This is a genomic window from Microbacterium sp. 10M-3C3 (assembly GCF_003931875.1).
Classification (GTDB): domain Bacteria; phylum Actinomycetota; class Actinomycetes; order Actinomycetales; family Microbacteriaceae; genus Microbacterium.
Genome location: NZ_CP034245.1, coordinates 2,237,313 through 2,258,245 on the forward strand (window position 1 = coordinate 2,237,313; position 20,933 = coordinate 2,258,245).

Consider the following 20,933-nt stretch of genomic DNA (forward strand, 5'->3'; position numbering starts at 1 on the left):
GCGTGAAGGCCCTGCGAACGTTCACCGTCCGACCCGTACTCGCCCCCTCGCTCGCGCCGCTGGACCGGCTCGCGTCGAACTGGCGCTGGTCGTGGAGCCGCGCGACGCACGCGCTGTTCGCCGCGATGGACCCCGACACGTGGGTGGCGGTCGGTGAGAACCCGTCGCGCATGCTGGGCGCGCTCGGGCAGTCGCGGCTGGACGAGCTCGCCCGGGACGAGGACTTCGTCGCGCGCGTGCGGGACGAGGACGCGCGCCTCGAGGCGTATCTCACCGGCGAGCGCTGGTTCCAGCGGCTCGAGGAGCCCACGCCCCAGCACATCGCGTACTTCTCCCCCGAGTTCGGCGTGGACGGGTCGCTGCCGCAGTACTCCGGCGGCCTCGGCATCCTCGCCGGCGACCACCTCAAGAGCGCGTCCGACCTCGGTGTTCCGCTCACGGGCGTCGGCCTGTTCTACCGCGCCGGCTACTTCCGCCAGTCCATCGGCGACGACGGGTGGCAGCGCGAGAGCTACCCCGTGCTCGACCCGTACGGGCTCGGCCTCACCCTGCTGCGCGAGTCCGACGGCACGCCGGTCGAGGTCGCCCTCACCGTCACGGCCGGCCGCACGCTCTTCGCGCGTGTCTGGATCGCCGACATCGGGCGCATCCCCCTGCTGCTGCTCGACTCCGAGACACCGTCGAACAGCGAGGACCTGCGCCGCGTCACCGACCGGCTGTACGGCGGCGGCGGCGAGCACCGGCTCCTCCAGGAGCTCCTTCTCGGCGTCGGCGGCGTCCGGGCGCTCCGCGCGTGGTGCCGCGTCACCGGCCGCGTCGCGCCGGACGTGTACCACACCAACGAGGGCCACGCCGGGTTCCAGGGCCTCGAGCGCATGTCGGAGCTCATCACGGGCGACGCCCTCTCGTTCGACGAGGCGCTCGCGCAGGTGCGCGCCTCGACCGTGTTCACCACGCACACGCCGGTGCCCGCGGGCATCGACCGCTTCCCCCGCCAGCTCGTCGCCGACTACCTCGCCGCCGACCTGTTCCCGGGGCTCGACCCGGCGCGCGCCCTCGAGCTGGGCGTGGAGTCGTACCCCGGCGGCGACGCGAGCGTGTTCAACATGGCGGTCCTCGGGCTTCACCTCGGGCAGCACGCGAACGGCGTCTCGCTCCTGCACGGCGAGGTCAGCCGCACGATGTTCGGCCCGCTGTGGCCGGGCGTCGACACCGACGAGGTTCCCATCACGTCGATCACCAACGGCGTGCACGCCCCGACGTGGGTGCACCCCGCGCTCAAGTCGCTCAGCGAGCGCGCCTTCGGCGACGCCCTCACGACCGAGCACGACTGGCGCGACCCCAACGCCGTCTCGGACGGCGAGCTGTGGGGCCTGCGCCGCCAGATGAAGGAGGAGCTCGTGTCGGAGGCCCGTCGCCGCCTGGCGGCCGCCGGCTCGACCGCCGGCGCGTGGGCAGGCGATGTGCTCGACCCCGACGTCCTCACGATCGGGTTCGCCCGCCGCGTCCCGACCTACAAGCGTCTGACGCTCATGCTCCGCGACCCCGGGCGCCTCACGCGGCTGCTCACCGATCCGCAGCGCCCGGTGCAGCTGGTGATCGGCGGCAAGTCGCACCCCGCCGACGACTCGGGCAAGCAGCTCATCCAGCAGCTGGTGCGCTTCAGCCGCGACCCCAAGGTGCGGGCGCGCATCGTGTTCCTCCCCGATTACGACATCACCCTCGCGAAGACGCTCTACCCCGGATGCGACGTGTGGCTGAACACGCCCGTGCGTCCGCTCGAGGCGTCGGGCACGTCGGGGATGAAGGCGGCCCTGAACGGCGCGCTGAACCTGTCGATCCTCGACGGCTGGTGGGACGAGTGGTTCGACGGCCGCAACGGCTGGGCGATCCCGACCGCCGACACCGCCACGAGCGACGCCGAGCGCGACGACCTGGAGGCCGCGGCGCTGTACGACCTCATCGAGCACCAGCTCGTGCCGGCGTTCTACGACCGCGAGGGCGACATCCCGGTCGGCTGGCTCGATCGCGTGCGACACACCATGACGGTGCTCGGCGGCAAGGCCACGAGCGACCGGATGGTGCGCGAGTACGTGACGCGTCTGTACGCCCCCGCGGCCCAGAACGCCCACGCGCTGGCGGATGCGGACCACGCCGCAGCCCGCGACCTCGCCGCCTTCGTCGCCCGCGTGCGCGCGGCGTGGCCAGGCGTGCACGTCGTGAGCGTCGACGTCACCGGCGTGCCCGACCAGGCCCGCGCGGGCGAGCTCGTGCACGTGCGCGCGCACGTGCAGCTGGGGGGCCTCGCCGCCGACGACGTCGCTGTGCAGATCGTGTCCGGACGCGCGGACTCCGACGGCGAGATCGTCGACGACCGCACCGTGCAGGCGCTCGCCCCGACGGGCGAGGAGGACGGAGCCACGGTGTTCGAGGGCGAGCTGTCGCTCGCCCTGACGGGCCCCTTCGGAGTCGCGGTGCGCGCCGTGCCGCAGCATCCGCACCTCGTCTCCCCCGTCGAGCTCGGCCTCGTGACGTTCGCGTCGTGATCGCGCCGTGAGCGCGTCGGAGCATGGACGTGCCGTGACGCGGCCGTTCGTGCTGCTCGCGACACGCGCGGAGAGCGCGCCCGCCGACGAGGAGTACGCGCTGTTCCTGCGGTTCAGCGGGCTCGAGCCCCACGAGCTGCGGCGGGTGCGGCTCGAGTCCGAGCCGATGCCCGACCTGCGTTTCGACGACATCTCGGGCATCCTCGTGGGCGGCAGCCCCTTCAACGCGTCGGACCCGCCGGAGCGCAAGTCGGACGTGCAGCGGCGCGTCGAGGCGGAGTTCGCGGCGGTGCTGGATCGCGTCGTGGCCGAGGACTTCCCCTTCCTCGGAGCGTGCTACGGCGTCGGCACGCTCGGAACGCACATCGGCGCCCGGATCGACGGCACGTACGCCGAGCCGATCAGCGTCGTGCCGGTGAGCACGACGGCAGCGGGCCGCGTCGATCCCCTGCTCGCCGGGATGCCGGAGAGCTTCGAGGCGTTCGTCGGCCACAAGGAGGCGGTGACCGCTCTGCCGCAGACCGCGGTGCTGCTCGCGTCCTCGCCGGCGTGCCCCGTGCAGATGTTCCGCGTCGGGTCCAACGTGTACGCGACGCAGTTCCACCCCGAGCTCGACGTGGACGGCATCACCACCCGCATCCACGCGTACGCGGGATTCGGATACTTCGCCCCCGACGAGCGCGACCTCACCCTCGCGGCGGTGCGGCGCGCGCCCGTGACCGAGCCGGCGCGGATCCTCCGGAACTTCGTCGACCGCTACGCGCGCTGAGCGCGCGACACGCGCGCGACCGGCACGGGTCCGGTGACCGCAGGGCGCGCTCGCGCGAGCGCGGGACCCAGGCCCAGGTCGACCAGGCGCACGTCACCCGCGAGCTCCGGGCCGCGACCCCGGACGAGACCGGCCTTGACCGCGCCGAACGTGACGGTGACGTCGGCACGGAGCACGACGTCGTCGGCGGCGCCGTCGTCGGGGTGCAGGCCGCTCGGCAGATCGACGGCGATCACACGGCGACCGGTGCCGTCGGCATCGCGCAGGGCCTCCACCACCGCCCGCGCGGCGCCGCGCAGCCGTGGGTCGGCGGATGCACCGATGCCGAGGATGCCGTCGAGGATCAGCGCGTACCCCTCCGGCGCGCGACAGACGTCGCCAGCGTCGCGCAGCACCGCTCCGGCGCCGAGCGCCTCGGCGAGCGCCGCACGGTGGACGCGGTCGGACGTCAGGACGATCTCGACGGACCGCCCGTCGTCGGCGAGGGACGCCGCCGCGAAGAGGGCGTCACCGCCGTTGTCGCCGGCCCCGGCGAGCACGAGCACCGAGCCCGCCGCGCTCGTCTCCTCGCGCGCGATGTCGGCGAGAGCCGTCGCCGCCCGACGCATGAGCGGCTCTCCGACCGCGAGGAGCGGAGCCTCGGCCGCGCGCACGGCCGCCGCGGTGTAGGCCGATGTCAGCGCCGACTCGCTCATGCCGTCACGCTACTCCGCGCCGACCGCGCCGGAGGCGGGGTTGCCGCGCAGGCTAGGAGGCGGTAACCCGCAGGACCGGGGCGCTCGGCGCGGACGGCGCGTCGACCTGCACTCCCACGCGCACGGCTTGACCCGCTGCGAGCGGCCCTGCCCAGCCCGCGCCCGTGCACGTGATGACCCCGGCCGCGAGACGGCAGTCCATGCCCCACGCGTTGACGATGCCGGTGGCGCCCGGCGACGCCCACGACACCGTCCAGCCGCGCACGGCGCGGTCCGCGGTGACGGACAGTTCGGCCACGTAGCCCGCGCCCCAGGCGCTCTGCAGCATCCACTGCGCGCGCACGCCCGTCGTCGAGGGGCTCGGCGGGGTCGTCGGCGTGGGCGTGGCCGACGGCGACGTGGTCGGCTTGGGCGTGGCCGTCGGCGACGCGGTCGGCTTCGGCGTCGGCGAGGTCGTCGGCTTCGGCGTGACCGTCGGCTTCGGCGTGGTCGTCGGCTTCGGCGTGGTCGTCGGCTTCGGCGTGGCCGTCGGCGAGGGAGACGCGGCCGGCCCGGCTGCGCCGAGCAGCGGCGCGAGGGCGGCGAGCTTCGCCGACTGCGGCGTGCGCCAGTCGTCGGCGACGAGGCCGCCGGTGTCGCCGCTGTTGGGGTTGAACGACCAGTAGATGAAGCCCATGCGCTTCTGCGACAGGTACGACACGAGAGTCGCGAGCCACTGGCGGTCGGAAGCCGTCTCGAGCTTCGTGCCGAACTCCCCCAGGAGCACCGGCGCGATGCCGCGCGTCTGCAGGTAGCCCCAATTGCGCTCCCACACCGCGGGCAGGTTCGCGGGGTAGTCCGCCGCGCCGAACCAGCTCTGCGCGTAGACGCTCGCGGGGTAGTCGTGCGGCGAGTAGACCAGACGGCCGGGCACGTTCAGCTGCACGGGGGCCGACGCCGCGCCCGCGAGCCCGCCGCCCCACCAGGTCGACGATCCGTCCGGCTGACGTTCGACGCCTTCGACGATGATGAGCAGCCGCGGATTGACCGCGAGGACGGCGTTGCCCGCGCGGGTGGCGGCCGCCCGCCAGTCGCGCGTCGCGTCGCCGCATCCCCAGCACGCCGGACCGTGGGGCTCGTTGTGGAGGTCGACGCCGATGACCGTCGGGTCGTCGCGGTAGCGGGTCGCGAGCATGCGCCAGTCGTCGATCCACCGCTGCTCGCTGAAGCGGTCGGTGTACCAGAGCTCGGACTGGGCGCCGGAATCGGGGCGGTGGCGGTCGAGGATGACCTTCAGCCCGTGCGTCCGCGCGCTCGCGACCACGGCGTCGAGCACCTGCAGCGGCGTCTTCCCGACGAGGGCCGGATTCGCGTTCGCGTCGATCGAGGAGGTCGACGACGCGGCGAGGCACTCGTTGGAGAACGGCACGCGGAGGGTGTTGAAGCCGAACGACGCGATCTGGGCCATGCCCGCGTCCAGCGCGATCGTCCACAGCCCGTGCGGGGCGCAGTTGGAGGTCTCGAGGCCGAACCACGAGGCGCCCTTCACGACGAACGGCGTGCCGTCGTCGGCGAGGATCGATGCGCCGGAGGTGTGCAGCCACCCCGAGGGCGCCGCTGTCGCGGTGGGCGCCGCGACGGCGCTCATCAGCGCGAGCGCGACGGCGGCTGCCGCCGCGGTCGCGCGGGTCCGCCATCGTCCGCGCACATCGCCCCCTCGGGCGCCATGTTAGCGCCCCGTGCCGCCCGAACCGGTACGCGCATGCAGCGCCGCGTCGCGCTCGTCCTGCTCCGCGGCCCGCGCCGCCGCCAGCTCGCCCGACGCGGCGGCCACGGCCCGCTCGGCCTGCCGCACGCGGAACTGGGCGAGCGTGGATGCCCCGAACCGCGCGTGCACGCGGTCGGCGTCCTCTTCCGTGCCGACCACGACGTACGCGGCGGCGATGAGGATCACCTGGCTCGACAGGTTCAGCCACAGCAGCAGCGCGATGAGCGACGCGAAGGTCGCCAGCAGCGGGTTCGACGCGGCGCCGCCCACGAACAGCCCCGACAGCTGCTGCAGGACCGTGAGGCCGAGCCCGCCGAGCATCGCACCCGCCCACAGCGTGCGCGCCCGGGGACGGATGCCGGCGAGGAAGCGGATGCTCGCCGCGACGACGACCGTGTCGAGGAGGAAGACGACGACCGCCGAGGCGAGCCACGTGCCGAACGCCACGAGGGGCGTGTCGCGGTCGAACCCGAGCCATCCGGTGACGAGGTCGAGTCCCGCCGTGGCGAGGAACGTGGCCGCCGCCGCCGCGATCAGGCCGACGCCCAGCGCGATGGCCAGCACGAGATTGCGCAGCAGCACCCACACCCACAGGGTGTCGTCGCCGACCTTGCCCGCGATCGTGCGCAGCGCGTTGCGCAGCGACCCCACGGCACCGATCGCGGCGCCGACGAGGCCCACGACCGACACGACACCCGCGATCGTGAACTCCTGTGGTGCTCGGACCTCGTCCACGTCGATGACCGACGCGATGCCCGGGATCGCGGCGTTCAGCGCGTCGGTGAGCGCGTCCATCGCGGCGGGGTTTCCCGCGAGCCAGATCGCCGCGATCGAGAAACCCAGGAGGACGCCCGCGAAGAGCGAGAACAGCGTGCGGTACGTCACCGAGTCGGCCAGCATCGGGCCGCGCGCGCCGCTGTAGACGAGGAAGGCGCGCACCGGCCGTCGCGCGAGGAGCCACGCGATGACGCGGGCGAGCATCGTGTTCGGCATGCCGCCACGCTAGCGAGCGGGCCGCCCGCCCCAGCGGGGCTTGACGAGCACGAGGAGCCCGGGCGGCTGCCGGACCCCGTCACCCGGCCGCGGCGACGCCGACCGCGATCCCCGCCCACGCACCCGCCAGCAGGAACGGACCGAACGGGATGGCGTCGGACCGGCGGGCGCGTCGGAGGGCGAGGAGCACGAGGGCGGCCACGCCGCCGAGCACGAACGCCGAGGCGGCGCCCACCACCGCGGCCTCGAGACCGAACCAGCCGGTGTGCGCGCCGACCACGCCGGCGAGCTTGACGTCGCCGCCGCCCATGGCGCCGGGGCGCAGCATCCGCAGGGCGAAGAAGAACGCGAACAGGCCGAGCGCGCCGACGACGACGCCGATGAGCCGTGCCGGCGTGCCGGCGAGGAGGGCCGCGGCCGTGAGCAGGGCGCCGACGACGGGGTACCCCGGCAGCACGAGGCGGTCGGGCAGGCGGTGCGTGCGCGCATCGACGACGGCCAGCACCGCGGACTGGACGGCGAAGGCCGCGTACGCGACGACGACGCACACGGCGGCGGCGGTCGCGGGCGCGCTCATGTCACGCGTCGAGGATGTCGAGCCGGACGTGCAGTGGGTCGTCCTCGACGAGGCCCTCGGCATCGCGCACGGCTCGCTTGAGGGGCAGCGAGTAGCGGCCGTCCGTGCCGGGGAACACCGATGTGCGCCACCTGCTCCCCCCCACCGACGCCTCGACCCGTACGGCGCCGAAGCCCCGGGCGAACGGCGCCACCACCTCGGCGATGGCCGCGCTGAACTCCTCCGGGACGCTTGCGAAGTACCAGTCCGAATCCTGCCGCGCCTGCCACCGGTACACGGTGCTGTCGAACTCGATGCGCACGCCGCTCCTTCCGTCCGGCTCACACCGTACCCGTCGCGGCGCGACGCCGCGGGCGTGCCGTGGATCCTGGGGATGACGGATCAGCGGATGACGACGGGGGTGCCCGCCGGCAGCTGCGCGAGCCGGTCGATCGCCTCGGCCGACAGGCGCAGGCAGCCGTTGGAGATCGGGCCCGTCCGGGTGTCGTGGTAGTGGAAGGCCGTGACGGCGACCGACGCGCCGCCGAATCCGTCGAGCGTCGGCGACTGCACCCCGAGGTACACGAGCGCGTGGCCGCGCGTGTAGGTGAGGGACGGCTCGACGCTCGTGAGCATCACGAACGTGCGGCCCCGCGGCGTCGGCGTGCGGTCGGTGCCCCACGCGAAGTCGTCGGCGACGCGCTCCCGTGTGCCGTCGCGGTGGACGACGTCGATGGTTCGGGCGGCGATGTCGACGTCGATCTGCGCGTCGACGGTCGCGGTGGTCACATCCTGCGCGCGCACCCACCCGGTGAGCTGGCCGGGATTCCCCGCCGACGGGACGGCCTCACGGCCGGACACCAGCACGCGCACCCAGTGCGTCGTGCGTTCGATCACCGGCACCGTCGTGCCGCCGTACACGTTCTCGCGCGGGAGAGCCGCGACCGGCGGCGCCCCCGGGGTCGCGAACACGGGCACGAGGTCGGCGTTCGCGGAGACGACCTCGCCCGACATCGCCCCGGTCGGGTCGTCATCGACCGGCAGCGCGGAGATGAGTGAGTACACGTCGATGCGAGGCAGCCCGTCCAGCGGGTACGCCGTAGCGTCGGCGGCCGGTCCGGTCTCGGTCGGCGTCGGGGAGGGTGTGGCGACCGGCGTCGGCCTCGACGACGCCGTCGGCGGGGCGGCGGGGGCGGCCGCCGCAGGGGGCCGGTTCGCGAGCGCCCACACCGTGATCGCGCCGGCGACGACGAGCGCGGCCGCGATCGACATCGCGACGATCGTCCGCGTGCGGCGGGCGGGGCGGGAGGGCGTGGTCACCCCTCCATCGTGCGGGGCGCAGCGCCCGCGATCAACCGGGAGCCCGCCGCATCCTCACGCCAGCAGCCCCGCCGCCCGCGCGGGTGCGGCGTACGCGGCCGCGAGGGAGGCGACCGTGTCGTGGGCGTTGAGGCCGCTGGGGTTGGGCAGCACCCACGTCGGCACGCCGCCGACCTCGTGCTCCTGGCGGCCCGCCGCCGCCTTCGGGAAGCCGAACCCCTGCCGGTACGCCGTCACCCCCACGATCGCGACGACCTGCGGCCGCCACCGCGCGACGTCGGCCGCGACGCGCACGGCGCCCTCGCGCAGCTCGTCGTGAGAGAGCTCGTCGGCGCGCGCGGTCGCCCGGCGCACGAGGTTCGTCACCCCGATGCCCGCACCGAGGATCATGGCGCGATCGGCCGCGTCGAGGCCGTCGGCGAACGCGGGCACCCGCGGCAGGATGCCGGCCGCCGCGAGCGCCGGCCAGAAGCGGTTGCCCGGATGCGCGAACGGCGTCAGGGTGGCTGCGGTCCACAGACCCGGGTTGATGCCGACGAAGATCAGCCGCGGCGCATCCGGCATGAGGTCGGGGATCGTCGCGTCGCGGAAGGATTCCAGCTCGGCGCGGGTGAACCGGCGCGTCACCACTGCGGGTGGATGCTCGCGCGCAGCTTCTCGTCGTACACGCGGTGCACCGCGTCGTCGAATCCCGCGAGCGCCCCGTCGCCCACGAGGGCTGCGGCGGCGGCGTTGGCCTCCGCCTGCCGCGTGTTGCGCGCCCCCGGGATGACGCTCGCGACGCCCGGCTGCGACGCGATCCACGCGAGGGTCGCCGCGGGCAGCGACACGCCCGCCGGAAGGGCGGCCTCGAGCTCGCGCGCCGCCGCGAGTCCCGTCTCGTAGTCCACGCCCGAGAAGGTCTCGCCGCGGTCGAACGCCTCGCCGTGCCGGTTGTAGCTGCGGTGGTCGTTCTCCGCGAACGTCGTGTTCTCGCTGTATTTCCCCGACAGGAGCCCCGACGCGAGCGGCACGCGCGCGAAGATCGCCACCCCCGCCGCATCCGCCGCCGGCAGCACCTCGTCCAGCGGCTTCAGCCGGAACGGGTTGAAGATGATCTGCACGTTCGTCACATGCGGGCGGGAGATCGCAGACAGGGCCTGGTCGGCGGTCTCGACCGACACCCCGTACGCGGCGATCGCGCCGTCGGCGACGAGCGCGTCCAGCGCGTCGTAGGTCGCATCGTCGTCGATGACCGCGCTGGGCGGGCAGTGCAGCTGGACGAGGTCGAGCGTGTCGACGCCCAGGTTGCGGCGGGAGCGGTCGGTCCACGCGCGGAAGTTCTCGGGGGTGTAGTTCTCGGGCTCCTGCGCCATCCGGCGCCCCATCTTGGTCGCCACGGTGATGCCGCTGCCGGGCCGCAGCGACAGGAATCGCCCGATGATCGACTCGCTCCGCCCGTCGCCGTAGACGTCGGCGGTGTCGAAGAGCGTGACCCCGGCGTCGGCCGAGGCGCCGAGGACGTCGAGAGCCTCCTCCTCCGTGACATCGCCCCAGTCGGCGCCGAGCTGCCACGTGCCGAGTCCGACGACCGAGACGGATCGGCCGGTGCGGCCGAGGGTGCGCTGCTGCATGGTGTTCCTTCCGAACGGATGCCTCGACCATGCCACATCCGCGCGCCGGTGTGGTTCGGCCGCCGGTCGTCCGGTGCCGGATGCGGCGAGCGGGATGCCGCGGCGCGCCGTAGCCTGGGAGGATGACCCCCGAGGACTCCCCCGCCGTCGCCGACGCTCCCGAATCGACCGACGCGGATGTCGACGGCGCGACGGAGACGTTCTCCTCCCTCGGCCTGCACCCCGCGGTGCTCAAGGCGCTGGAGGACGTCGGCTACGAGACGCCGTCGGCGATCCAGGCCGCGACCATCCCGCCCCTGCTCGCGGGTCGCGACGTCATCGGCATGGCGCAGACGGGCACCGGCAAGACGGCGGCGTTCGCGCTCCCGATCCTGTCGCACCTGGACGCGGGGCGGCACGCGCCTCAGGCGCTCGTCCTCGCGCCGACGCGCGAGCTGGCCCTGCAGGTGTGCGAGGCGTTCGAGCGGTACGCGTCGCACCTGCGCGGCGTGACGGTGCTGCCGATCTACGGCGGTCAGGGCTACGGCACGCAGCTGTCGGCGCTGCGCCGCGGCGTGCAGGTGGTCGTGGGCACGCCCGGGCGGATCATGGACCACCTCGCGAAGGGCACCCTCGACCTGTCGGAGCTGCGCTTCCTCGTCCTCGACGAGGCTGACGAGATGCTCCGCATGGGCTTCGCCGAAGACGTCGAGTCGATCCTGGCCGAGACGCCCGCGGACAAGCAGGTCGCCCTGTTCTCCGCGACCATGCCGGCGCAGATCCGCCGGATCTCGCAGCAGTACCTGCGCGACCCGGAGGAGATCACGGTCACGACGAAGACCGCGACCTCGGCGAACATCGCACAGCGCTACCTCGTGGTGTCGTACCCGCAGAAGGTCGACGCCCTCACGCGCATCCTCGAGGTGGAGAACTTCGAGGCGATGATCGTGTTCGTCCGCACCAAGAACGAGACCGAGACCCTGGCCGAGAAGCTGCGGGCGCGCGGCTATACGGCCGCCGCCATCAGTGGCGATGTCGCGCAGGCGCAGCGCGAGAAGACGGTCAACCAGCTGAAGGCGGGCAAGCTCGACATCCTGGTCGCCACCGATGTCGCCGCGCGCGGCCTCGACGTCGAGCGCATCAGCCACGTCGTGAATTTCGACCTGCCGATCGACACCGAGTCGTACGTGCACCGCATCGGCCGCACCGGGCGCGCGGGCCGCACAGGCGACGCGATCAGCTTCGTCACACCGCGCGAGCGCCGGATGCTGACCAACATCGAGCGCGCGACCCGTCAACCGCTCACGCAGATGGCGCTGCCCACCGCCGAGGACGTCAACGCGACGCGGCTCACGCGCTTCGACGAGGCGATCACCGCCGCCCTCGGGCAGACGGAGCGCATCGATCGCTTCCGCGACATCATCGCGCACTACGTGGAGCACCACGACGTTCCCGAGGCCGACGTGGCCGCCGCCCTCGCCGTCGTGGCGCAGGGCGACACGCCCCTTCTCCTCGACCCGGAGGCCGACCGCGCGGAGAGCTTCGACGAGCGACCGGCCCGCCGTGTGCGCGAGGGCGGCGAGCGCACCGACCGTCCGCAGCGCCGCGGCCGCCCGTCGCAGTCGCACCTGGTCGCCTACCGGCTGGCGGTCGGCAAGCGCCAGCGCGTCGAGCCGCGGCAGATCGTCGGTGCCCTCGCGAACGAGGGCGGGCTGCGCCGCGAGGACTTCGGCCGCATCGACATCCGCCCCGACTTCTCGCTCGTCGAGCTGCCCGCCGACCTCCCCGACGACGCGCTCAACCGTCTCAGCGGCACGCGCATCGGCGGCAAGCTCATCGAGATGCGTCGCGACACCGGCGGCCCCGCACGCCGGGGCTCATCCGACCGCGACGGCGACCGCCGGGAGCGCAAGCCCCGCCGCTGACCTAGACGGCGGCGGACTGGCGCGGGCGTCAGGCGTGCTCGCCGCGCGCGGAATTCAGGCCCACCGGTCGATCGGCGCCCGTTAGGCCCCGAAGAGGCCGGATTCTCCTGAATTCCGCGCGCCGACGACCGGCGGCCCGGCCGCGCATCCGCGTGCGGGAATGCGTCGCGGAGAGGCCCGGTTCGACTCCGGTATGAAGGCGATCGTCTACTCCTCCCCCGGCCCGTCGTCCGTCCTGTCGCTCGTCGAGCGCGAGGTGCCCGAGCCCGGGCCGGGCGAGGTGCGTGTGCGCGTGGCCGTGTCGGGCGTGAACCCGACCGACTGGAAGGCGCGCGCGGGCAGCGGCCGGGCGCTCGCGTTTGCGGAGAACGTGCCGAATCAGGACGGTGCGGGTGTCGTGGATGCGGTCGGCGACGGCGTCGACGCTGTCGCGGTCGGCGATCGCGTGTGGGTGCAGCTCGCCGCGCACGAGCGGCCGACCGGCACCGCGCAGGAGTACACGGTCGTGCCGGTCAGCCGCGCCGTCCGTCTCCCCGACGGCATCGACTTCGCGACCGCTGCGAGCCTCGGCGTCCCCGCCGTGACGGCGCACCGCGCGCTCACGGTGCACGAGGACGGTCCCGCGCGGCTGTCGCGCGGCGCGCTCGACGGGCGAACCGTGCTGGTGCAGGGCGGCGCGGGCGCCGTCGGACACGCCGCCATCCAGCTCGCTCGCTGGGCCGGCGCGACCGTCCTCGCGACGATCAGCTCCGAGCGCAAGGCGCAGCTCGCCCGCGCGGCCGGCGCGCACGAGACGATCGACTACACGCAGGAGGACGTCGCCGCCCGCATCGAGGAGCTCGCCCCCGGCGGCGTCGACCACATCGTGGAGGTGTCGATCGCGCGCAACGCGGCGCTCGACGCCCAGATCGCGGCGAACCACGCCGTCATCGCGTACTACGCCGACGACGGCGGCGACGCCTTCTCGATGCCGGTGCGCCCGTCGTTCGCGAAGAACGTGCGCGTGCAGGGAGTGCTGCTGTACACCGTCGGGGATGCGGCGCTGGAGGCTGCCGCGGCCGACCTCACCGCGGCGCTGCAGGACGGAGCGCTGCCGGTCGGTGAGGACGCGGGCCTGCCGCTCACGTGGTTCCCGCTCGAGGAGACCGCCGCCGCGCATGATGCCGTCGAGGATGCGACGGTCGGGAAGGTGCTCATCCGGGTCGCCGACCTCTGACGCGCGCGGCGCCACCTCCGACGCCGGTCAGTCGGTGCGGCGGTCGTGGGCGTGGCGGGCGAGGCTGCGGCCGTAGCGCTCCGTCAGCTGCACCATGAGGTCGGGGGTGTCGCGGTCGAGTCCGAAGACGTATCCCGGGAAATCGAGCTCGCGCTGTGCGGCCCAGATCTCCTCGTGCCGCTCGTTGAAGACGCGCGTCCCGGTGGCGAGGAACACCTCGTCCTCCACCGTCGCACCCGACAGCCTCGCCATGGGCCCCACGAGCACGTGGTCGCCGATGTGCACGGGATTCGTCGCGGTCGCGCGGATCAGGGCGTTCTCCATGACGATCACGTTCGTGCCGAGCGTCACCGCGCCGCCCTCCGATGTGATGACGGCGCCGTGCAGGATCTGACATCCGCCGCCGATCTCGACGTCGCCGCTGATGACGGCGCTCGGCGACACGACGGCGTCGGGATGGATGCGGGGCCGGACCCCGAGGTGCTCGAATTCCACGACCCCTCCTCGCGTGCGGTGCCGCCAGGCTAGCGCGCGGGTCGGGCGCCGAGCGCTCGGATCATCTCCTTCAACTCGGCGACCTCCGTGCGCAGCGCCTCGACTTGCGACTCCGTCGCCACGGCCGCCGCATCGGCGCGTACCGAAACCCGCTCGACGATCCACGACGCAAGCGTGGCGGTGACCACGCCGATGAGCGCGATGCCACCGATCATCAGACCGACCGCGACGATGCGACCGGTGACCGTCACAGGCACATAGTCGCCGTAGCCCACGGTCATGATGCTGACGAAGGCCCACCAGACGGCATCACCGAAGCTTCGGATCGATCCACCGCTCCCGCGTTCTGCGTCGAAGACGGCGAGGCCCGCGACGATCACCGTGAGCACGGTCGCACCGACGGTATAGATCGCGACCTTGCCGCGGAGCATGGTGCCCGTGTTCCGCTGGATGATCGCCAGCACCGTGAAGAAACGCATGAGGCGCAAGGGCCGCAGCATCGGCAGCACGACGATCGCAAGGTCGAGAAGGTGACGCACGAACCACCGTCCGCGCCGGCGGGCGATCGCGAGACGCACCACGTAGTCGCCGAGGAACATCGCCCATGTGACCCAGAGAGTCGCCTCTGCGGCCGCTTCGAGCACTCCGCCCGGCCGCGCGAGAATCTGCGTCGCATAAGCGCCGAGGAACGCGCATGCCGCGATGACGAGCGGCCACTCCGCACGGCGCTCCCATTGCGCCAAACGATGTCCATACGGATCCGAGGACGCGTTCTGTTGTCCTCTCGTGCCACTGTCGGCCGCGATGATCTCGCCCTGTGCCTCGCTCACGAGCAGAGCGTATCGATCGAGAGGTCCGGACGACCGCGCGGCTCGAGGGTGCCGCGACTCGCGCTGTGGCCTGATGACGGGCGAGTAGCCCCGTCGGCAGACTGGGCGAGTGGAGATCGAGTACGACGACGACCCCGCCCGCGTGGACCGTGCGGCGGTGCACCGCTGGCTCATGACCGAGGCGTACTGGGGGCGGTGGCGAGGCGAGGCTGACATCGACGCCGGCATCGACGGATCGTGGCGCGTCGTCGGCGCGTATCGACGCGACACCGGCGCCCTCGTCGGCTTCGCCCGCGCCGTGTCGGATGGCGTCGGCTTCGCGTATCTCGCCGACGTCTTCGTCGATCGATCCGCACGCGGCCACGGCGTCGGCACCGGGCTCGTGCGCACGATGATCGACGAGCGACCGGGCGCGCTCTTCCGCTGGACGCTGTTCACGGGCGACGCGCATGGGCTCTACGCGAAGTTCGGGTTCGCCGCGCCCGACTCCACGGCCATGGTGCGGCCCGCCGGCGACCTGCGGCCCCGAACGGCAACAGCGCTCGCATCTCACGAGGATGTGCGACCCTTCGGAGCGAGCCCTCCCCCGTAGCGCCCCGAAGGGCCGCAGAGGGGCGAACCCGCCCCAGCCCGGAGTGATCCCCCATCACTTCATCGGGCTGGGCGGAAGCAGGATAAGGAGTCGCAGATCTTGTCCCCTAAAGGGTGGACAAGAACTGCGCGGATGTGGCAGCAATCCGCCGAGGAGCGACCCCGGCGCAGCGGTGACCGACGAGCACCGGCCGAGACAATGGACCGTGCGCATCGACGACTTCCCCGCCCCGGACACGCAGGCCGCCCGGGCCGCTCTCGAACTCGCCCGGACGTATCAGTCGACGTCGATCACCGCTCACGCTCTGCGCTCGTGGCTGTTCGCGGAGGCGTTCGCGCGGGTGGACGGGATCCGCGACATCGACCACGAGCTGCTGTACGTCTCGGCCGTGCTGCACGACATCGGGACGGTCACCGAATACGACAACCACACGATCTCCTACGAGGACGCGGGCGGTCACGTCGCTGTCGCCCTCACCGCGGGCGCCGGCTGGCCGGCCGCGCGACGCACGCGTGCGCGCGAGGTCATCGTCCGGCACAACTGGCCCAGCGTCGACCCCGACCTCGACGCCGAGGGGTATCTCCTCGAGGTCGCGACGGCGCTCGACATCTCGGGCGCCCGTCCGGACGCACTGCCGGAGCCGTTCCTCCGCCAGGTCTTGGCGGCGTACCCGCGCGGCACACTCGCGACGGAGTTCGCCGCGTGCGTCGTGGATCAGGCGGCCCGCAAGCCCGACACCGCCGCGCGGCGGCTCGTGGAGGGCGGTGTCGTCGCGAAGCTCTCCGCGAACCCGCTCGAGCGCCTGTAGCCGGATCACGGAGTCGCTCGACCAGCACCCACGGGTGAGACGACGAAGACCTGATGAGAGGTGAGTCTCATCAGGTCTTCTCTGTCGGGATGACAGGATTTGAACCTGCGACCCCTTGACCCCCAGTCAAGTGCGCTACCAAGCTGCGCCACATCCCGGTGCCCGTTTCCGGACAACTCCCCCATCCTAGCCCGTCGTCGCGACGCCTGCGAACCGCACGAGCCGTCCACAGCCCGGGCCCGGTCCGCCCTGTCCACAGTCGCGCGCGATATTCGAATCTATGTCCGAGGTTCATGCTCGAATAGGCGTATGACGACGAACCCGCTCGACACGCTGCTCGCCTCGCTGGCCGAGCTCCGCGAGGCGTGGAACGACGCCGAGGCGACGAGACTCACGGATGCAGAGCTCCTCCGCGCGAACGAGCAGCTCGCCGGCGCCCGGCGCCTCCTCGACGGGGTGCACACCGGCATCGCGGCGGAGGTGGCCCGTCGCTCGCGCGCGGAGCTCGGGAAGGAGGGGCTCGCACGTCAGGCCGGCTTCCGCACGCCGGCGAAGCTCATCGCCGCGACCACGGGCGGCCACACGGGCGACGCGTTGCGGCTCATCCAGGTTGGGGAGGCCACGCGCGAGCGCACCCTGATCTCGGGCGAAGCCGCCCCCGCGGCGCACCCGCACGTGAGCGACGCCGTCCGCGCGGGTGCCCTCAGCGTCGCCGCCGCGGCAGCGATCACCGCGATGCTCGACCGCATCGCGCTGCGCGTGGAGCCTGCGGTGCGCGATGCGGCGGAAGCCGCACTCGTCGCGCAGGCTCCCCAGCTCTCGCTCGACGAGCTCCAGCACGTCCTCCATCGTGCAGCCGCACACCTCGACCCCGACGGGCTGGCGCCCGCGACCGCAGCGGCCCACGGCGAACGGGCACTCAAGATCACCCACGACGCCGCCGGCATGACCGTGCTCACCGCAACGCTCGACGTCGAGACCGCGGCGCCGATCGTCGCGGCAATCGAGGGCATCGTGACGCATCAGCTCCGCGCCTCGCGCGGCCACCACAGCCCCGACGGCGTCGAGGTCTCCTCACCGCTCGACGAGACTCGTACCCTCCCGCAGCTGCGCGCCGACGCCCTCGCCGCCATCTGCGCGCACGTCCTCGGGTGCGACGGCGAGCGCCTGCCCGGCACCGCCACGACGGTCATGGTGCGGATGCAGCTCGACGACCTGCGCACGGGCACCGGCGTCGCCACGATCGACGGCCTCGAGCAGCCGATCGACGCCGGCACCGCCCGACGGATGGCCGCCGCGGCCGGCATCATCCCCGCCGTGCTCGGCGGCGACAGCGAGATCCTCGACCTCGGCCGCACGCGCCGCCACTTCACCCGCGCACAGCGTCTCGCCCTCGTCGAGCGCGACGGCGGATGCGCCGCCTGCCACCTGCCGCCCGCCTTCACAGAGGCCCACCACCTCCGCTGGTGGGAGCGCGACGCCGGGCCGACCGACCTCGACAACGGGATCCTGCTGTGCACCGCATGCCACCATCGCATCCACGAGGAAGGGTGGGAGATCCGGATCGATCGCCCGCCCGGCGCACCAGGGTCGGCCGGAACCGTCTGGCTCATCCCGCCGCCGCACATCGACCCCGACCGCACACCCCGGCTCGGGGGACGCCGGCGCTTCGACCCGCTCGCGTGGCACCTCGTCGCCTGACCCCGTCCGCCCCTCGTACATGTCCGCGAGCCGCGCTACCGTCGCGCCATGACCGTCGAGATCCTCCCCGCCACCGCCGAGCGCTTCGACGCCGCCACCCACGCCTTCGCCCACGGCGACGGCCCGTCGTGCCAATGCCAGTGGTGGATGGTTCGCCCCTCGGAGTTCGATCGGCTGCGCAAGCCCGAGCGCGAGCGGATGCTGCGCGACGAACTCGCCACCGACCCGGCCCCCGCTCTGCTCGCCTACACGGACGACGACGCCGCCGGCTGGGTGCGCGTCGGCCCACGGCCGCCGCAGACCCGCATCTTCCGCACGCGCGCCTTCTCCGGGCTCCTCGCCGAACCCGCCGACGACGCCGACATGTGGGCGATCACCTGCTTCGCCGTCCGCCGCGAGCACCGCGGCGAAGGCCTCATGTCACGTCTGCTGGACGCCGCCATCGCCCACGCCCGCGACCACGGCGCGCGCGTCATCGAGGGCTACCCCGTCGACACCGCCGCCGGCCGGCACTCCGACGCCGAGCTGTATCACGGCACGATGTCGGTGTTCGAAGCGGCCGGGTTCGCCGTCGTCGGCCGCCCGCGGGAAGACCGCGCCGTCGTCGCACTCGAGCTGCGCGCCTGACGCACCTCGTCGACCTCCACCACGACGACGAGCGCCGCCATCACGAGCGCCGCCGAGATGTACTCTCCCCTCGGCAGCAGGCCCGTCGCCCCGACCGCCACCGCCCCGAAGACGAGACACACCGACGCCCACGCGGCGACGCTCCGTCGCAGCAGGATCGCCCACGACGCCAGAAGGAACACCGCCAGCGGCGCCGTCAGCGCCAGGCCGGCAGCCGCGTCCGAGAGCTCCGAATGACCGCTCAAGTGGTCGATCTCCACCTCGACCCCCGATGACACCGCGCCCACCGCGGCGAAGATCACGTAGTGCGCGTAACCGAACCGGAACCCGTCGCGGAGCGTCCGCAGGCGGGCGTGCTGCTCGCGGGCGAAGTAGATCCACCAGATGGCGGCCGTGATCACGAGCCCCGAAGCGGCCAGGGACAGCAGGTCGGCCATCGGCACATGGTCGGACGCCGCATCCCGCACCGCTTCGGTCGACGCGAGGCTGCCGTCGAGCGCATCGATCACGGCGTTCGCTGAGGCGAGGAGGCTCTCACCCAGGAGGATCAAGGTGAACAGCCCGAACCGCTCGGCGATGTGATGCGGGTGCCATGCCGTACGCCCGTGCAGCTCACCCCATACCGGCACGAGCACCTCCGCGACGACCAGGACGAAGAACGTCCAGAACTGCCCCGCCGGGTCCAGCAGGTACAAGCGAGCCACCCACAGCACCTGCACGATCCCGATGCCGATCGCGAAGCGCAGCGCAGCAGGGCGCGCCGCCGGGTCGGACACTGCCGCACGCAGCCACTGCGCGACCATCGCCAAACGCATGATCACGTAGCCCCACGTGACGACGAGGAAGTCGAAGGACACCATCGCGTCGTGCACCCCCGCGGCGAGCACGAGCACCCCGGCCATCTGCGCGATCGTGAGCACGCGGTACAGCCAGTCGTCGGTGTCGAACGCCGACGCGAACCACGTGAAGTTCATCCACGCCCACCAGATCGCGAAGAACACCATGAAGTAGGACAGGACGCCCTCCGCTGCCACCCCCTCCGACAGCTCGTGGTGCAGTGTGCTGGATGCCTGTGACACCGCGACGACGAACACGAGGTCGAACAGCAGCTCGAGCGGCGACGACACGCGGTGGCTGTCGTGACGATCGCGGGCGACCATGCGACGCAATCCGCCCCGGGTGAGCACGTCGGTCATGCCCCGATTATGGCGGCAGCCGCGCGCCTACGATGGTCGGGATGGATGCCGTACGAGTCGACGCGTGGCTGTGGGCGGTGCGGATCTACAAGACCCGCTCGCTCGCGACGACGGCGTGCCGCGCAGGACACGTGCGGGTCAACGGCGAACGCGTGAAGGCCGCCCAACCGGTGCGCATCGGCGATGAGCTGCGCGTGCGCATCAACGGCTTCGACCGCATCCTCGTCGTCCGCCAGCTCCTCACCAAGCGCGTCGGCGCGCCGCAGGCCGCCCTCGCCGTCGACGAGCGCACCCCGCCGCCGCCCCCGCGCGAGAGCATCCCGATGTTCGCGGTGCGCGACCGTGGAGCCGGCCGTCCGACCAAGCGCGAGCGTCGCGACATCGACCGGCTGCGGGGGCGTCAGGACAGCTGATCCAGCAGCCACCGCGCGCCGCGCGCGCGGGCGCCGAGTGCCTCGACCCGTGCAGCGAGCCCGCGATCGCTCGTGACCACGAGCACGGGCGTCCGTCCGCCCACGAGCTCCTCCGTCCAGCGCACGATCTCGTCGTCGCCCGATCCCGGGGCGCGCCGCACGGCGACACGGTCGACGGCGACCTCCGCCTCGCGCGCCTCGCCCTCGACGACGGCCCCCACGAAGGGGAACCACCGCGACGCCGGAAGCTCGAGCGCCGCGCTCGCAACGCCCGCATCGGCAAGCTCGGACAGCCGACGGATCAGGCGCTCCGCGGCGCCCGCGCGGTCGCGCCACCACCCGTCGGGCACCGCCCCCACGACGTTCGCAACGTCCACGACGATCGCGGGTCGCAGCACCAGCGCGTCGCGGAGCATGGGCCACGACGCCGCGAATCCCGGATGCAGCGGCAGCGCATCGACCTCATCGACGGGCACCCACGCCAGCGCCCGGCTCTCGGGGTCGCTGATGACCGGGTCGAACGGCTCCGTCACGTCGCCCACAAGCGTGCTGTAGGTCCAGACCCCCGCGTCGAAGACGCTCTCGAACCGGGGCTCGACGGCGTCCGCGGGGACGCCCGCTTCCTCGCCCGCCTCGCGCAGCGCACCGTCGCGCGCCGACTCCCCCTGATGGCGCGCGCCGCCGGGGAGCGCCCACGTGTCGCCGTAGTGGCTCCACGAGATGCGGTGCTGCAGCAGCACGCGGCGATCGGGGTCGAGCGCGAGCAGCCCGGCGGCGCCGAAGCGTCCCCAGTACCGCTCCCCCGTGTCGCCGAAGACCCAGGCGTCGCCGGGGTCGCGCGGGCCGCTCGGCCGGCGCGGCTCGCCCGGGGCGGGGGGTTCGATCGTCACCGACTCAGCCTGTCACAGCCTG

21 protein-coding genes and 1 tRNA gene are annotated in these 20,933 nt (G+C 73.1%); 9 read left to right on the plus strand and 13 right to left on the minus strand.

Going from position 1 to position 20,933, the window contains the following annotated elements; all coding sequences use genetic code 11:
* The first annotated feature begins 2 nt into the window (after positions 1-2).
* On the plus strand, positions 3-2,546 hold the full coding sequence (gene glgP, locus EI169_RS10870; RefSeq protein WP_125132345.1) for an alpha-glucan family phosphorylase: 2,544 nt from the start codon (positions 3-5) through the stop codon (positions 2,544-2,546).
* A 34-nt stretch (positions 2,547-2,580) separates the two neighbouring features.
* The gene (locus EI169_RS10875) at positions 2,581-3,315 is read left to right on the plus strand and encodes a glutamine amidotransferase (protein ID WP_125132346.1); all 735 of its coding nucleotides are present in this window, start codon (positions 2,581-2,583) and stop codon (positions 3,313-3,315) included.
* Here EI169_RS10875 and EI169_RS10880 read toward each other — a convergent pair.
* From EI169_RS10880 to EI169_RS10915, 8 genes are all read right to left on the minus strand, one after another.
* Positions 3,303-4,010 carry an NAD(P)H-hydrate epimerase gene (locus EI169_RS10880; protein ID WP_125132347.1) on the minus strand — a complete coding sequence of 236 codons (708 nt, stop codon included), beginning with the start codon at positions 4,008-4,010 and terminating at the stop codon, positions 3,303-3,305. The two genes, EI169_RS10875 and EI169_RS10880, sit on opposite strands and share 13 nt — an antisense overlap.
* 52 nt (positions 4,011-4,062) lie before the next feature.
* Entirely contained in the window at positions 4,063-5,697 is a 1,635-nt protein-coding gene (locus tag EI169_RS10885) for a cellulase family glycosylhydrolase (protein WP_346427087.1), read from the minus strand.
* Positions 5,698-5,718: 21 nt separating this feature from the next.
* Entirely contained in the window at positions 5,719-6,750 is a 1,032-nt protein-coding gene (locus tag EI169_RS10890; RefSeq protein ID WP_125132348.1) for a YhjD/YihY/BrkB family envelope integrity protein, read from the minus strand.
* Between the two features lie 79 nt (positions 6,751-6,829).
* A complete protein-coding gene (locus EI169_RS10895; RefSeq protein ID WP_125132349.1) occupies positions 6,830-7,327 on the minus strand; it encodes an A24 family peptidase in 498 nt (165 codons plus the stop codon).
* Position 7,328: 1 nt separating this feature from the next.
* On the minus strand, positions 7,329-7,628 hold the full coding sequence (locus tag EI169_RS10900) for a DUF1905 domain-containing protein (RefSeq protein WP_125132350.1): 300 nt from the start codon (positions 7,626-7,628) through the stop codon (positions 7,329-7,331).
* A gap of 80 nt (positions 7,629-7,708) precedes the next feature.
* Positions 7,709-8,626 (minus strand): L,D-transpeptidase, encoded by a 918-nt coding sequence (locus tag EI169_RS10905; protein ID WP_240640412.1) that lies wholly within the window; start codon positions 8,624-8,626, stop codon positions 7,709-7,711.
* A 54-nt stretch (positions 8,627-8,680) separates the two neighbouring features.
* Positions 8,681-9,190: a mismatch-specific DNA-glycosylase gene (locus tag EI169_RS10910; RefSeq protein WP_125133438.1), complete on the minus strand. Its 510-nt coding sequence runs from the start codon at positions 9,188-9,190 to the stop codon at positions 8,681-8,683.
* Positions 9,191-9,249: 59 nt separating this feature from the next.
* The gene (locus tag EI169_RS10915; protein WP_125132351.1) at positions 9,250-10,239 is read right to left on the minus strand and encodes an aldo/keto reductase; all 990 of its coding nucleotides are present in this window, start codon (positions 10,237-10,239) and stop codon (positions 9,250-9,252) included.
* A 122-nt stretch (positions 10,240-10,361) separates the two neighbouring features.
* Here EI169_RS10915 and EI169_RS10920 point away from each other — a divergent pair, with 122 nt between their 5' ends.
* Both EI169_RS10920 and EI169_RS10925 read left to right on the plus strand, forming a co-directional pair.
* The gene (locus EI169_RS10920; protein WP_125132352.1) at positions 10,362-12,143 is read left to right on the plus strand and encodes a DEAD/DEAH box helicase; all 1,782 of its coding nucleotides are present in this window, start codon (positions 10,362-10,364) and stop codon (positions 12,141-12,143) included.
* 193 nt (positions 12,144-12,336) lie between these two features.
* Positions 12,337-13,359 (plus strand): NADPH:quinone reductase, encoded by a 1,023-nt coding sequence (locus EI169_RS10925; RefSeq protein ID WP_125133439.1) that lies wholly within the window; start codon positions 12,337-12,339, stop codon positions 13,357-13,359.
* Positions 13,360-13,386: 27 nt separating this feature from the next.
* Here the strand turns inward: EI169_RS10925 and EI169_RS10930 are convergent, their stop codons facing one another.
* Both EI169_RS10930 and EI169_RS10935 read right to left on the minus strand, forming a co-directional pair.
* Positions 13,387-13,854 (minus strand): gamma carbonic anhydrase family protein, encoded by a 468-nt coding sequence (locus EI169_RS10930; RefSeq protein WP_125132353.1) that lies wholly within the window; start codon positions 13,852-13,854, stop codon positions 13,387-13,389.
* Positions 13,855-13,883: 29 nt separating this feature from the next.
* Entirely contained in the window at positions 13,884-14,684 is an 801-nt protein-coding gene (locus EI169_RS10935; RefSeq protein WP_240640415.1) for a potassium channel family protein, read from the minus strand.
* A 109-nt stretch (positions 14,685-14,793) separates the two neighbouring features.
* On the opposite strand from EI169_RS10935, the gene EI169_RS10940 reads away from it, so the two are divergent.
* Positions 14,794-15,276 (plus strand): GNAT family N-acetyltransferase, encoded by a 483-nt coding sequence (locus EI169_RS10940; protein WP_240640416.1) that lies wholly within the window; start codon positions 14,794-14,796, stop codon positions 15,274-15,276.
* A 205-nt stretch (positions 15,277-15,481) separates the two neighbouring features.
* Positions 15,482-16,084: an HD domain-containing protein gene (locus EI169_RS10945; RefSeq protein ID WP_125132355.1), complete on the plus strand. Its 603-nt coding sequence runs from the start codon at positions 15,482-15,484 to the stop codon at positions 16,082-16,084.
* Positions 16,085-16,168: 84 nt separating this feature from the next.
* On the opposite strand, the gene EI169_RS10950 is transcribed toward EI169_RS10945, so the two are convergent.
* Positions 16,169-16,242: transfer RNA gene (locus EI169_RS10950), tRNA-Pro, on the minus strand.
* Positions 16,243-16,393: 151 nt separating this feature from the next.
* Here EI169_RS10950 and EI169_RS10955 point away from each other — a divergent pair.
* Entirely contained in the window at positions 16,394-17,785 is a 1,392-nt protein-coding gene (locus EI169_RS10955) for an HNH endonuclease signature motif containing protein (RefSeq protein WP_125132356.1), read from the plus strand.
* A 48-nt stretch (positions 17,786-17,833) separates the two neighbouring features.
* Complete coding sequence (locus tag EI169_RS10960) at positions 17,834-18,412, plus strand: GNAT family N-acetyltransferase (RefSeq protein ID WP_125132357.1); 579 nt, start codon at positions 17,834-17,836, stop codon at positions 18,410-18,412.
* Here the strand turns inward: EI169_RS10960 and EI169_RS10965 are convergent.
* On the minus strand, positions 18,316-19,608 hold the full coding sequence (locus EI169_RS10965) for a low temperature requirement protein A (protein ID WP_125132358.1): 1,293 nt from the start codon (positions 19,606-19,608) through the stop codon (positions 18,316-18,318). The two genes, EI169_RS10960 and EI169_RS10965, sit on opposite strands and share 97 nt — an antisense overlap.
* Before the next feature lie 41 nt (positions 19,609-19,649).
* On the opposite strand from EI169_RS10965, the gene EI169_RS10970 reads away from it, so the two are divergent.
* Positions 19,650-20,021, plus strand: a complete 372-nt coding sequence (locus EI169_RS10970) for an RNA-binding S4 domain-containing protein (RefSeq protein WP_125132359.1) — start codon at positions 19,650-19,652, stop codon at positions 20,019-20,021.
* Here EI169_RS10970 and EI169_RS10975 read toward each other — a convergent pair.
* The gene (locus EI169_RS10975; protein ID WP_125132360.1) at positions 20,009-20,911 is read right to left on the minus strand and encodes an NUDIX hydrolase; all 903 of its coding nucleotides are present in this window, start codon (positions 20,909-20,911) and stop codon (positions 20,009-20,011) included. The two genes, EI169_RS10970 and EI169_RS10975, sit on opposite strands and share 13 nt — an antisense overlap.
* Positions 20,912-20,933 lie beyond the last annotated feature (22 nt).

What these genes read in the sequence shown, in the direction of transcription:
- EI169_RS10925 (WP_125133439.1), top strand. Translation starts at nt 12,337, where the DNA reads ATGAAGGCGATCGTCTACTCCTCCCCCGGCCCGTCGTCCGTCCTGTCG.
- EI169_RS10920 (WP_125132352.1), top strand. Translation starts at nt 10,362, where the DNA reads ATGACCCCCGAGGACTCCCCCGCCGTCGCCGACGCTCCCGAATCGACC.
- EI169_RS10970 (WP_125132359.1), top strand. Translation starts at nt 19,650, where the DNA reads ATGGATGCCGTACGAGTCGACGCGTGGCTGTGGGCGGTGCGGATCTAC.
- EI169_RS10895 (WP_125132349.1), bottom strand. Translation starts at nt 7,327, where the DNA reads ATGAGCGCGCCCGCGACCGCCGCCGCCGTGTGCGTCGTCGTCGCGTAC.
- EI169_RS10915 (WP_125132351.1), bottom strand. Translation starts at nt 10,239, where the DNA reads ATGCAGCAGCGCACCCTCGGCCGCACCGGCCGATCCGTCTCGGTCGTC.
- EI169_RS10955 (WP_125132356.1), top strand. Translation starts at nt 16,394, where the DNA reads ATGACGACGAACCCGCTCGACACGCTGCTCGCCTCGCTGGCCGAGCTC.
- EI169_RS10960 (WP_125132357.1), top strand. Translation starts at nt 17,834, where the DNA reads ATGACCGTCGAGATCCTCCCCGCCACCGCCGAGCGCTTCGACGCCGCC.
- EI169_RS10965 (WP_125132358.1), bottom strand. Translation starts at nt 19,608, where the DNA reads ATGACCGACGTGCTCACCCGGGGCGGATTGCGTCGCATGGTCGCCCGC.
- EI169_RS10890 (WP_125132348.1), bottom strand. Translation starts at nt 6,750, where the DNA reads ATGCCGAACACGATGCTCGCCCGCGTCATCGCGTGGCTCCTCGCGCGA.
- EI169_RS10880 (WP_125132347.1), bottom strand. Translation starts at nt 4,010, where the DNA reads ATGAGCGAGTCGGCGCTGACATCGGCCTACACCGCGGCGGCCGTGCGC.
- EI169_RS10910 (WP_125133438.1), bottom strand. Translation starts at nt 9,190, where the DNA reads ATGCCGGATGCGCCGCGGCTGATCTTCGTCGGCATCAACCCGGGTCTG.